Here is an 11643-nt window from a genome sequence, read left to right as displayed (position 1 = left end):
ATCGTCAAAAGATCTACATCTAGCTGTTTATTAAGTGCTACTTTGCACATTCCCTGCACCCCGTCGACATGAAAAGCGCGTTTTGGCATGCTCACGAATGATGCCAGCAGCTTCTTCAATCGGCTGGATGGCACCCGTTTCGTTATTGACGTGCATCATGCTGACAAGCACTGTATCAGGGCGAAGCACTTCTTTTAAATGCGTCATATCTGCATGGCCTTGCTCATTTACTTGAATATAGGAGATGTCAAAGCCAAATAACGCCTTTAGCTGTTCAAACGATTCAATGACAGAAGGATGCTCAATTGCTGTCGTCACAATGTGCTTGCCCCGATTCATTTTGGCAAGTGCTGCACCTTTAATGGCGATGTTATTCGCTTCTGTAGCACCAGAAGTAAAAATAATCTCATATTGTTTTAAGCCCGTGTAGTGAAGCATTTGTTTTCTCGTTTCATTTAACAGCCGGCTTGCATCTATTCCGAGCTGATGAAGCGAAGATGGATTTCCAAAATAACGCTCACTCACTTGCTGATATACTTGTATAACTTCAGGGTACGGTTTTGTGGTTGCACTATTATCAAGATACATCATTGCGAAACTCCTTATCCTCTTGCGTTTAACTAATATGATCCGAATTCCTTTTATTTCAATATAAAGCGGTATATTGACAACCTCATCAATTCACTATATCATGCATAGTGCCATTGTCATATTTTTTCCTAAATTAACAGAATATTTAAACATGGCGGAAAAATAAAATAATAGGGGGATAACCTTATGAAAAATAAGTTAAGTCAAACAGACACATTAGCCATCGGCTTAATGTTGTTTGCACTCTTTTTTGGCGCAGGCAATATGATATTCCCTCCTGTACTTGGACAGTACGCAGGTGAAAACGTATGGCTTGCGATCGGTGGATTTTTACTGACAGGCGTGGGACTACCCCTGCTAGGCATCATTGCCGTTGCCTTGACAGGAACAGGTGCAAAAGGGCTTGCTGATAAAGCTCATCCTACATTCGGTACCATTTTCACCGTCATATTATATTTATCCATTGGACCTTTCTTTGCAATCCCTCGTACTGGGACGGTTTCTTATGAGATTGGGCTGGCGCCGTTTCTGTCTGAAGCGCAGTCTGAATCATGGATTCCATTATTCTTGTTTTCAATTGCTTTTTTCGGCATTACCTATGCTCTTGCTTTAAATCCATCGAAGCTTGTTGACCGAATCGGTAAAATTTTAACACCAATTTTACTCGCTGTCATTGCTTTAATTGTGATCAAAGCAATCGCAACACCAATGGGTGGAATTGGCAGTCCACATCCAACCTATGAAGGAAGCCCGCTGTTTACCGGCTTTTTAGAAGGCTACAAAACGATGGATGCTCTTGCTTCAATCGTTTTCGGAATTGTCGTTGTCACGGCTGTGAAAGAGCGTGGTATTACAGAACGTAAATCGATTGCAGCAGCCTGTATTAAAGCGGGGCTTGTCGCAGCTGCTGGACTAGCTCTTGTGTACATATCACTCGCTTATGTCGGAGCATCAAGTCCTGAGGCTACAGGTATGGTCGGAGCAAATGATGGGGGAAAACTCCTTTCGCTTGCGGCAAACTTTTTATTTGGTTCTGCTGGAAATATTGTGTTAGGGGCTGCGATTTTATTTGCTTGTTTGACCACAAGTATTGGACTTGTTTCATCCTGCGGAGAATATTTTTCTACGCTATTTCCACGCTTTTCTTATCGTACAGTTGTTTTAGTTGTATCTTTATTCAGTACATTTGTAGCAAACCTGGGACTGGCACAAATTATTTCGCTCTCTGTTCCAGTGCTTGTTGCGATTTATCCGTTAGCCATCGTGATCATTCTCTTATCTTTTATTGATCGATGGATCAATGGAAGACGAATCATTTATATCGCTTCACTCCTTTTCACAGGTGTCTTTGCTGTGATTGATGGGCTCGTGGCAGCGAAAATCCCTCTTGGCGGATTACCTGAATTTTTAGAAGCTGTTGTTCCTTTATATAAACTTGGGATCGGCTGGGCAATCCCTGCCGTTCTTGGAGCTATTATTGGACTTCTTATTTCTTTATTCACGAGTCCACCTAAACAGCTTGCTTAATCAAGCATCAAAACAAAAAACATCCCTTTCCATAGGAGAAGGGGATGTTTTTTTATGTTCTTCATATACTAAAATAGAAAAATTCATGACTTTTGTATGAAAACACATGTTGACATCAGGCGTACATCCTTTATAATTAGTGAATGTTAATGAAGAACGGTTTTAACAACTAATTAACAGAATATTTCAACATAATATTGGAGGCTTTATATTCAATGAAGGCAACATTGTCGACGAAAGATACGGTTATTATAGGTTTTATGTTATTTGCTTTATTCTTCGGCGCCGGAAATATGATTTATCCACCAGAGCTTGGGCAATATGCTGGAACAAATGTATGGAGAGCAATGGGCGGATTTTTATTAACAGGTGTCGGTTTACCTCTACTAGGTATTATTGCGATCGCTTTAACAGGACGTGATGCAAAAGGACTTGCGGATAAGGCTCATCCAGTGTTTGGAACAGCATTCACCGTCATTTTATATTTATCCATTGGGCCGCTTTTCGCTATTCCGCGTACAGGAACAGTTTCGTATGAGATTGGCGCATTACCATTTTTATCAAGTGTACCAGCTTGGCTGTCCCTTCTTTTATTTACACTCGTCTTTTTCGGTATTACGTATTACCTTGCTTTAAATCCAACGAAAATCGTGGATCGTGTAGGGAAAATATTAACACCGATTAAATTTACGATCATTTTTATTATCATTGTCAAAGCCATTTTGACGCCAATGGGCGTGATTGGTACACCAGATGTATCTTATAGCAACGGATCGTTTTTCAAAGGATTTTTAGAGGGCTATAAAACGATGGATGCTCTTGCTTCTATTGTATTTGGAATTGTTGTCATCAACGCGATTAAAGGACGCGGTGTGACAAGTAAAAAGGCACTGGCTTCTGCTTGTATCAAAGCAGGTTTGATTGCAGCTGCTGGATTAACCTTCGTTTACCTGTCACTTGCGTATCTAGGTGCTTCTAGTACACATGCCATTGGATTCGTGGGAGATGGAAGCAAAATCTTAGCTCAGTCTTCTCAGTTCCTTTTCGGAAGTCTTGGAAATATTGTATTAGGTGCTGCCATTACAGTCGCTTGTTTAACAACAAGTATCGGTCTTGTCACATCATGCGGAGAGTATTTCTCAAAGTTACTTCCTAAACTTTCTTATAAAATGGTCGTGACACTTGTTACATTATTTAGTTTCATCATTTCTAACTTTGGACTTGCTCATATCGTTGCTTTCTCTGTTCCAGTCTTAACAGCGATTTATCCTCTGGCAATTGTGATCATCGTTCTATCACTTGCTGATAAATGGCTTGGACATAGAAGACCAGTATATGTCCTCTCGTTAATTTTAACAGGGTGCGTCAGCTTATTTGACGGATTAGCAGCAGCAAAGCTTCCAATCGGTCCAGTAAAAGACATCTTCCAAACAGTGTTGCCTTTTTATGACCTTGGCATTGGCTGGCTTGTCCCTGCGATACTTGGAGTCGCCATTGGATTCCTGATCTCACTTTTCACTTCTTCTGCTTCAGAAGAACGCCAAAAACAGGCGTCATAATACAAAAAAGCTGAAGTCCTATCAATGGACTTCAGCTTTTTTTATTGATGCTGATATTCTTTTTCCTGCTGAGCTAAAAGCTTTTGGACAGATCCAGGTGATGCTTTTTCAACAGCTGCCGCTGCTACATCAAATGAACCGTTATAATCGTATGCATAAAATCTTCGCTCTGCCTCTTTTAATTGTTCAGAAAGAATATGATTTTGGCTTCTAAAACGATTACCGTATTGAATGATTCGTTCAATTTGATCCACTTTAGTGAGCATTTCTTCCGTCTCATCCACAACATGTCTCACTGTGTCAGAGGCTTCTTTTAATTGCTCATTCACGGCTGGCATGTTGAGCGGCAGGTTCTCAAGCTGCTCGTGCACTTGCTGAATCATCTCCTGCGCTTTTTCAGCCTGCTCTTTCATGTCAGCAGGTACACCTGGAATATTACTTTTTTGCAGCTGACGCACTGTATCTGTCAGCATCGTTTTGAGCTCAGCCAGTGTTTCTCTCGCTTGCAGCTCTTCTTTTCTTAATGATTGAAGGTGATCTTTAAACGTATCATGCAATGCTTTTGCATCATCGATAAAGGTTTCGAGCTGATTGATTTCATCCATTAATAATGAATATGCGACATGATCACGATCAAGCTTCTCTCGAATTTGTTTCATGAGCTTTTCAATTTCTTCTAAGCGTTTTTCGAACGCCTTCTGTTGATCAAGCTCTCCGGCTGTCAGTTTGTAGCTTTCTTTTACAAGAGCTGTTTCTGCCTTTGTTTGCGTGTGATCCTGCTCGAGTTTTTCAAATGCTTCCGTCAGCTCAGGCATTTTGCTTTTGATTTCCTGCCCTGCTTCTACTTCCGCTTCAAGCTGATCATACAGCGTCTGAATTGCATCATCAATCATTTGGAGAATGCTTGATGCTTCATCCAGATTGAGTTCATCAATCAGCAGTTTTTCCGCACGGGTCAGCTGTTTGTTTAAGTTCTCAAGCTCTTTAGTGATCTGGATGTGCTCGAGCTTGTAGCCTTTGTCTGTCATTTCTTTATATCCGTCTTTCAGCTTCGTCAGCTGGCCTGGTACGGTTTGTTTGCAGTCTGCAATGAGCTTCGGTACATCATTGATATACAGCTGAAGCTGATCGAGTCTGCGGTCTTGCTCAAGCAAAATCTTTCTTGCTTTCATATAGTTTCCGTTTTCTGTCTCTTCCTCGTACTGCTTGATCCCTTCCCAGGCCTCATCTAAGTCCTGCTCCATTTTGTCATAAAGGGTGCCGTATAAATGGCTGTACGCAAGCAGATTTTTTCGAACTGTTTGATATTGTTCTTTGACCTTTTCAATGTCCTTGCGATTTTGCTCCTCGCTTGTGACAAGGTCTGCAATCTCTTTTAAAATGTCTTCAATGTTCGAATCAGCAGCACTCAGCAAGTCCTCAATGTGCGTAAGAACCTGCTTGGCTTTGGAGAATCGATATTTATCAGAATACTCTTCTGCATCATATAATAGCTCCTCTACCTTTGGAAGATGGGCTGTGACGATATCGTCCCACTCTGCACGCCATCTTTCAAAAAATTGCTCTGTTTCTCCGGTCATTTTTAAATGTTTGATCTTTGAAATTTCTTCTACAATTGATCTGTTTAAAATTTCAATTTTCCATGCTTCCAATCGGTCAATCTCTTTATATATATTTTTTCGCAGGAAATAACCGACTGAAAACAAAGCAAGCAAAATGACAATTAAACCGATGATTAACTCCATAATGAGCCCCCTTGTTGTGATCTAAGTGATGTCAGGGTAAAAGTGTCCCGAGTAGACCTGAGAACCCTTTCGTGTCCGCTTTGCATTTGTTTTTATAAGCAGGATCGTATGTTGTCCAATACCATCCATTCACGGTTTTATGTATGTTTTTTCAAGAAAGTATTTGTGCGCTTTCTATCATTTGATCACACGTATCAATGTGACCTGCTTTTATGTATGCGGAAGCTGTCGTTTTCATTGTTATTATGATACCATGTAACCAGCATTTTTGGTCATGATTTTTCATTATTTTCGCTGATAAACATCACGTTTTTCAAAATATCGACAAGAGGTGACGACATGCTGAAACAAGATGCACATCTACATACACCGTTTTGCCCGCACGGTTCGCTTGATTCTTTTCATTCTTATATTGAAAAAGCCATCAAAAAGGAATTTGATTCCATAACCTTTACCGAGCATGCCCCGCTGCCTCCATCGTTTCAAGATCCAACACCTGAGCAGGATAGTGCCATGAAGCTCCAAGACCTTGAAGCGTATATCACGAAACTGGCTCAGCTGAAACAAGAATACAAAGGACAATTAATAGTAAAAACTGGGCTTGAGGTTGACTTTATCAAAGAGTATGAAGAGGAAACTAGAACCTTTTTAGACTGCTACGGTCCAGAGCTAGACGACGCCATTTTATCTGTTCACTTTCTTCCTGCTGGCGATGATTATATTTGCCTTGATTTTGACGAGCATGCCTTCCAGCAGCTAATAAGCATCTATGGCAGCATCGAACAGGTCTACCAAAGCTACTATGACCAAATTCATTCTTCTATTCTATCATCTTTAGGCCAATATAAGCCAAAGAGAATCGGTCATATCACCCTTGTCCAGAAATTCAAACAGCTTTTTCCATATGAAATGTCACCTGAACTTTGTCAAAAGGTCACCCTTTGCCTTGAAGAAACGGCAAAAAAAGGCATGTCCTTAGATTTTAATACATCAGGTCTTCGTAAAACATATGCCAGAAGTATCTATTTAGATCCATGGATGATTGACCTTGCCAAAAAGAAAAAAATTCCGCTCATATTCGGCTCTGATGCCCATCAAGCGGAGGATCTCGGATATGCGTATGATCAATTCGAGGACATCATGAGGTTCAGATGAGAATCTAATGCCGGCTCTTTTGGTTCTAACAAATAATGAAGCGAGCGGCTCAGCTCCTTAAAGTACATTTGATAGAAATACGGCTCACTTGGGTTCAAATAAAGCACCTCTGTTAAATATTGCGGCTGTAAATATGGCATCATGAGAAGTGATTTCAGCTGAATCATAAAGGATGCGAGTGAAAGCTGCTCACAAATAACATGGGTGCTTTTTCCTTTTTCAATGATAAGCTGAAACAAATACTTTTCTTTTGTTAAATATGTCGACATGATTTCTCTGATGAGTGTCGAATCAATCGTCACCTCCCGATAAACGAAACGGGTTAATTGACGGTGCTTGTGCTGATAAGATAAAATATCAAAAACCACATGTAGTAAGCATTCTTTTGCGTGACGAGTTTCCATGTGATGAAGATGTGATTCAATCATGTGAATGTAACCTTCATAAAAATCGGATACGAGCTGCTCAAGCAGCCCTCCTTTTCCTTGAAAGTAATAAGAAATGTGGGCAACGTTCACGTTTGCTTCCTTCGCAATCTCACGGACAGAGGTTCCAGAAAATCCTTTTTGGTTAAAAAGTCTGATGGCAGCATCCATAATACGGTCTTTTGTTTGCACGGTTGTTGATGTTTTCATCCGCTCACCCCTCTTCATGTGTACATACTTCAAGATGAAGGCGGAAGTTCCTTTTACAATTGCTCGACAAATCCCACATGCGAAACGCAAGTTATGTATTTTTAAGATAGAAAGTAGGAGATTTTCATGTTTCATGTCGAAAAACAGTCTGGCGATCCTTCAAAAGACTATCAATTGCTTGTCAAACAGGTAGAAGCCATTACAGATGGTGAACCTGATCTGATTGCCAACTTGGCAAATGCAGCTGCGCTACTCTATCACTCACTTCCTGAAGTTAATTGGGCAGGGTTTTATTTAGCAAAGGACGGCGAGCTTGTGCTTGGTCCATTTAACGGACTGCCTGCATGTGTGCGCATCCCTTCTGGAAAAGGCGTTTGCGGTACAGCGTTTGCGACAGGTGAAGTGCAGCGTATCGCTGATGTCCATGCTTTCCCTGGACATATTGCGTGTGATGCCGCATCGCAATCTGAAATAGTCATTCCGCTCAAGGTCAATGGACAGATCATTGGGGTACTCGACATTGACAGTCCTGTGAAAGACCGCTTCAGTGAAGTAGATGAGACCTACCTTATTCAATTTACAGAGATTCTTCAACAGGCGTTATCCGTCTCTACGGATGCGTAATCATGCAGAAAAAGCAGGCACATTGTCTGCTTTTTTATGTTTCTTTATATAATGGGGAACGTCACCTTTGCCTCTAAATAGGTTGACTTCTCATACCCAGCGTCATATAATAGAGTTTGTGTGAAATATGGCAGCCTTTTTGTTCGGCTTTTTTGTATCATTTTGTTCCTTCTATATGAAGGTGCATCTTGTAACTCCCTGCTGCTGGAGCGAGGATGCATGAAAACATAATGACGAAGAAGAGGAAGAACAGACGGTTTTTATTTTTCACAAATAAAAACAATAAGGAGGAGTCACATTATGGCTCGCTATACAGGTCCAAGTTGGAAGATTTCCCGCCGTTTAGGCATTTCATTAAGCGGAACAGGTAAGGAACTTGAAAAACGCCCTTACGCTCCAGGCCCACATGGTCCAGGACAACGCAAAAAACTATCTGAATACGGTTTACAATTACAAGAGAAGCAAAAGCTTCGTCACATGTACGGTGTCAACGAACGTCAATTCCGTACACTATATGACAGAGCTGCTAAACTTCCTGGTAAACAAGGTGAAAACTTCATGATCCTTCTTGAAACTCGCCTTGACAACCTAGTATACCGTCTTGGCCTTGCTCGTACTCGCCGCCAAGCTCGTCAGCTAGTAAACCATGGTCACATCCTTGTTGATGGAAGCCGTGTAGACATCCCATCTTTCTCTGTGAAACCAGGTCAAACGATTGCTCTTCGTGAGAAATCTCAAAACCTTGCAGTAGTGAAAGAATCAGTTGAAGTAAACAACTTCGTTCCTGAATACCTTTCTTTCGATGCTGAAAAGCTTGAAGGAACTTTCACTCGTCTTCCAGAGCGTTCTGAATTAGCGCCTGAAATCAGCGAACAACTAATCGTTGAGTTCTACTCTCGTTAATTTCATTACTTCTCTAAGAGAGAGCAAACAAACCCTAGATCCCTTGATTGTTCAAGGAGTTCTAGGGTTTTTTGTATGTTCTCAATTATACATGAAATCATTTGAAGTCATCTTCCATTTTCAACACTTATTTTCCCCGGCTGCCTGCTCCATTCTTACTTCAATCATATATACAAATATAGGAAACAATTCATTGAATTGCCTTTTTTCTATTGGTACAATAATGATAGATGAGGTATCAGTCGTATTGTTCTCTATAGTACTTAGATGGAGGAGTTCCATGTTTAGTATCACAATCATTCTATTCTTACTTTTAATCTTATCAGTGATCGCCTATTCTCTTTTAAGAAAAAAACAAATCATAGATGAACCGCCCAATAGATTTGCTGCAAGTCTGTTTATCTTCCTGCTCTTTTTTTCTATCTGCTTTGTGATCGCGATTCCTAGTGTATTGCTATACATCACCGTTTTAGGCGTGAATTTTCTTTTTGGAGAAACCATCACGTATGATTCATTTTTTTCTTTAATCTCTTTCTCTTTGTTCGTGAGTGTTATCGTCGTTTTTTGGTCACCTGTCCTTCTATTCATAGGAAAAGGACTGGCTTATCTCCTTAAACTTCCTGTATGGCTCACTTATACTTTGGAATGGGTGAGTTCTTGGATCGTTTTACATGTCTCTATCAAGTATGTCCTTTACTTAAATTTAATGAATGTATCGATAGGGGATTCCGGCGTATTAATTTTATCATTCTTTGTCAGTTTTTTATTTATTGAGATTGATCTCTTTTACTCACGTAAGAAACAACGAAAACAATCGCTGGACACATATCATTAGCATGAAAAAAGCTCCTAGATTTCTTTCTAGGAGCTTCCAATCGTTCATTCTTGACTTGTCCATTTTGCGATGAGCTGCTCTGTTGTCATGACAGTCGCAAATTCATCATGCAAGGTTGCAAGTGAGAGCCGGTGGATCGTTTCTGGGTCAAAATATGTACCATTTTGATCCGTTAATCCAAAGGCAGCTGTTGCATCTGAGATCAAGTACGTATCAAAGCCAAGATTTCCGCTCATTCTTGTGGTCGTTGAAACGCAGTGAGGGGTTGTTAATCCTGCGATGACGACCGTGTCAATCTGGTTTGATCTTAAATGTTCCTCTAAGTTAGTACCAATAAAGCTGCTGTTGACTTTCTTTTGTATCACTGTTTCTTCCTCTAGCGGGTTAGCAATATCTTTGAAAAGGTGCCCTTCATTTGCCGGATGAAAGACAGAGTCCAGATTGTCGGATGTATGCTGAATATGAATCACTTTCCAGCCTTTCTCTCGCCAAAACGTCAATAGCCTGCTGATATTTCCCTCTGCCTCTAGGTTATTGCGTTCTCCCCATTTTTCATGCTCGAACGCTTTTTGTACATCTACAATGATGAAAGCCTTTTGATTCGTTTTCACAAACGCCCACCTCCGAATATTCACATTCACTACATGTAGTGTACGGAATGGTGGACGTTTTGTACATGTTTTTATTCGGCTATGTACGATGTTTTATTTTGTGTCATCGTTATGCTTCCCTTTTCAATATCTCTTTCATCTAACAGCTGCCATATGCCAATTGACATTAAAAAAGACAGCTTATGCCGCTGTCTTTTTCGTTTTTTAATTCGTATTCTGTCCTCCGCCGTTCAGTCCTTCTTTAATATAGCCTTTCACTTGGCTTGAGGTTAATAGACCGATATGTCCAACGCCGTGAATCAGGACGTTTTTTGCGCCAATTAAACGAGAGAGGCTGTTGACGACGATGAGATCGGCTGAACTATAAACGGATGTGTAAAGAATTTTCTGATTTGGATCTGTTCCTGGCAGTGCTCTGCTTGAAACAAGTCCGTTTGCTCCACCAATCGTGACAACGTTTTCAATTTTATCTCCGCCATCAAGATTTTTAATATAGTATAACGTGTTCGCCCCGCCCATACTATGAGCCACAATATCTACTTTTTTGGCACCCGTTTTGTCTAACACATCTTGGACGAATTTAGATAGACGCGGACCATTGTTGCGGTTATTTCCTGTTTTGTCTATGAAATCGATAGCATATAATTGGTTTCGATCCCAGCCTTGTCCAACCAAGTAACTTTTAATAGAATAAAAGTTATAAGAGGCACCACCAATACCATGCACCATCACAACTGGATTATGCTCAGCCGCCTTCACCTCTTTCGGCTGGATAAAAGCCATTGAACCAATCATCAATGCAAGTGCAGCGAGAATTTGCAAACTTCTTTTCTTAAATAGAATCACTTTCATTCCCCCTTATTCATCTTATTCCCCTCTATTTTATATAAGAAAAATATGTCAGAAAAGTGAACAAGGTAATGTTTATGAGATGATTTTACAGAAATATAAATAATCAAAAAGCACCTTGGACTTTTTTAAATTCAAACAAAAAGACTACGAGACCTTCTTTCTTTCATATATAATATCAATAGACAAAGGAGGTTCTACTAGATGCTATTTACGCAAACCCCTGCTCCACCCTACTATGCCGTGATTTTCACATCAAAACGAACAAATGTTGAGCAGAAAGAATACGCTGCTGCTGCTCAAAAAATGGAAGAATTAGCGAAAGATTTAGATGGGTTTCTTGGAATAGAAAGTGTACGAGATGAACATGGTGTTGGGATCACTATATCTTACTGGAATTCATTAGCAGCCATCAAAGAATGGAAAGCACATACAGCACATCAGCGTGTTCAAAAAAAGGGGAAAAAAGATTGGTATGAATCCTATACAACTCGAATTTGTAAGGTAGAACATGCTTATACAAACAAAGATTCACTCCTTGAACAAGAAGCAGACGAATGAGCTACTTCTACATAAAAAAGAAAAGCACCTCAATGTACACGAACATTT

General features: G+C 40.3%; 11 protein-coding genes and 1 pseudogene. 7 read left to right on the top strand and 5 right to left on the bottom strand.

Annotated features, from left to right (window positions below; translation table 11 throughout):
* Nucleotides 1-591 (bottom strand): annotated as a pseudogene (locus AOQ70_RS05775) (cysteine desulfurase family protein); the annotation flags it as partial.
* A 186-nt stretch (nt 592-777) separates the two neighbouring features.
* Here AOQ70_RS05775 and brnQ (AOQ70_RS05770) point away from each other — a divergent pair.
* The gene (gene brnQ, locus AOQ70_RS05770) at nt 778-2118 is read left to right on the top strand and encodes a branched-chain amino acid transport system II carrier protein (RefSeq protein WP_039180644.1); all 1341 of its coding nucleotides are present in this window, start codon (nt 778-780) and stop codon (nt 2116-2118) included.
* Between the two features lie 215 nt (nt 2119-2333).
* On the top strand, nt 2334-3677 hold the full coding sequence (gene brnQ, locus AOQ70_RS05765) for a branched-chain amino acid transport system II carrier protein (RefSeq protein ID WP_039180646.1): 1344 nt from the start codon (nt 2334-2336) through the stop codon (nt 3675-3677).
* A gap of 41 nt (nt 3678-3718) precedes the next feature.
* Here the strand turns inward: brnQ (AOQ70_RS05765) and ezrA are convergent, their stop codons facing one another.
* Complete coding sequence (gene ezrA, locus AOQ70_RS05760) at nt 3719-5422, bottom strand: septation ring formation regulator EzrA (protein ID WP_059375186.1); 1704 nt, start codon at nt 5420-5422, stop codon at nt 3719-3721.
* Nucleotides 5423-5761: 339 nt separating this feature from the next.
* On the opposite strand from ezrA, the gene hisJ reads away from it, so the two are divergent.
* The gene (gene hisJ / locus AOQ70_RS05755) at nt 5762-6577 is read left to right on the top strand and encodes a histidinol-phosphatase HisJ (RefSeq protein WP_059375184.1); all 816 of its coding nucleotides are present in this window, start codon (nt 5762-5764) and stop codon (nt 6575-6577) included.
* On the opposite strand, the gene refZ is transcribed toward hisJ, so the two are convergent.
* Nucleotides 6547-7212, bottom strand: a complete 666-nt coding sequence (refZ, locus tag AOQ70_RS05750) for a forespore capture DNA-binding protein RefZ (protein WP_024426169.1) — start codon at nt 7210-7212, stop codon at nt 6547-6549. The two genes, hisJ and refZ, sit on opposite strands and share 31 nt — an antisense overlap.
* Nucleotides 7213-7338: 126 nt before the next feature.
* On the opposite strand from refZ, the gene AOQ70_RS05745 reads away from it, so the two are divergent.
* From AOQ70_RS05745 to AOQ70_RS05730, 3 genes are all read left to right on the top strand, one after another.
* Nucleotides 7339-7836 (top strand): GAF domain-containing protein, encoded by a 498-nt coding sequence (locus AOQ70_RS05745; RefSeq protein ID WP_025092283.1) that lies wholly within the window; start codon nt 7339-7341, stop codon nt 7834-7836.
* Nucleotides 7837-8136: 300 nt separating this feature from the next.
* Nucleotides 8137-8739 (top strand): 30S ribosomal protein S4, encoded by a 603-nt coding sequence (gene rpsD / locus AOQ70_RS05740; protein WP_039180654.1) that lies wholly within the window; start codon nt 8137-8139, stop codon nt 8737-8739.
* Between the two features lie 280 nt (nt 8740-9019).
* Entirely contained in the window at nt 9020-9574 is a 555-nt protein-coding gene (locus tag AOQ70_RS05730) for a hypothetical protein (protein WP_059375179.1), read from the top strand.
* A 44-nt stretch (nt 9575-9618) separates the two neighbouring features.
* On the opposite strand, the gene AOQ70_RS05725 is transcribed toward AOQ70_RS05730, so the two are convergent.
* Together AOQ70_RS05725 and AOQ70_RS05720 are read right to left on the bottom strand one after the other, a co-directional pair.
* Nucleotides 9619-10185, bottom strand: a complete 567-nt coding sequence (locus AOQ70_RS05725) for a cysteine hydrolase family protein (RefSeq protein WP_059375176.1) — start codon at nt 10183-10185, stop codon at nt 9619-9621.
* A 204-nt stretch (nt 10186-10389) separates the two neighbouring features.
* Complete coding sequence (locus tag AOQ70_RS05720) at nt 10390-10980, bottom strand: esterase/lipase family protein (protein WP_372556125.1); 591 nt, start codon at nt 10978-10980, stop codon at nt 10390-10392.
* A gap of 258 nt (nt 10981-11238) precedes the next feature.
* Here AOQ70_RS05720 and AOQ70_RS05715 point away from each other — a divergent pair, with 258 nt between their 5' ends.
* A complete protein-coding gene (locus tag AOQ70_RS05715; protein ID WP_059375170.1) occupies nt 11239-11595 on the top strand; it encodes an antibiotic biosynthesis monooxygenase family protein in 357 nt (118 codons plus the stop codon).
* Nucleotides 11596-11643: the final 48 nt, after the last annotated feature.

Origin of the sequence: Bacillus sp. AM 13(2015) (genome assembly GCF_001518755.1) — a bacterium.
In the GTDB taxonomy this organism is placed as follows: Bacteria; Bacillota; Bacilli; order Bacillales; family Bacillaceae; genus Bacillus; species Bacillus safensis.
The sequence above is the reverse complement of the archived record's forward strand: the minus strand, read 5'-3'. Positions and strand labels throughout refer to the sequence as shown.

What these genes read in the sequence shown, in the direction of transcription:
- brnQ (WP_039180646.1), top strand. Translation starts at nt 2,334, where the DNA reads ATGAAGGCAACATTGTCGACGAAAGATACGGTTATTATAGGTTTTATG.
- AOQ70_RS05720 (WP_372556125.1), bottom strand. Translation starts at nt 10,980, where the DNA reads ATGATTGGTTCAATGGCTTTTATCCAGCCGAAAGAGGTGAAGGCGGCT.
- AOQ70_RS05745 (WP_025092283.1), top strand. Translation starts at nt 7,339, where the DNA reads ATGTTTCATGTCGAAAAACAGTCTGGCGATCCTTCAAAAGACTATCAA.
- ezrA (WP_059375186.1), bottom strand. Translation starts at nt 5,422, where the DNA reads ATGGAGTTAATCATCGGTTTAATTGTCATTTTGCTTGCTTTGTTTTCA.
- rpsD (WP_039180654.1), top strand. Translation starts at nt 8,137, where the DNA reads ATGGCTCGCTATACAGGTCCAAGTTGGAAGATTTCCCGCCGTTTAGGC.
- brnQ (WP_039180644.1), top strand. Translation starts at nt 778, where the DNA reads ATGAAAAATAAGTTAAGTCAAACAGACACATTAGCCATCGGCTTAATG.
- AOQ70_RS05730 (WP_059375179.1), top strand. Translation starts at nt 9,020, where the DNA reads ATGTTTAGTATCACAATCATTCTATTCTTACTTTTAATCTTATCAGTG.
- AOQ70_RS05715 (WP_059375170.1), top strand. Translation starts at nt 11,239, where the DNA reads ATGCTATTTACGCAAACCCCTGCTCCACCCTACTATGCCGTGATTTTC.
- refZ (WP_024426169.1), bottom strand. Translation starts at nt 7,212, where the DNA reads ATGAAAACATCAACAACCGTGCAAACAAAAGACCGTATTATGGATGCT.
- hisJ (WP_059375184.1), top strand. Translation starts at nt 5,762, where the DNA reads ATGCTGAAACAAGATGCACATCTACATACACCGTTTTGCCCGCACGGT.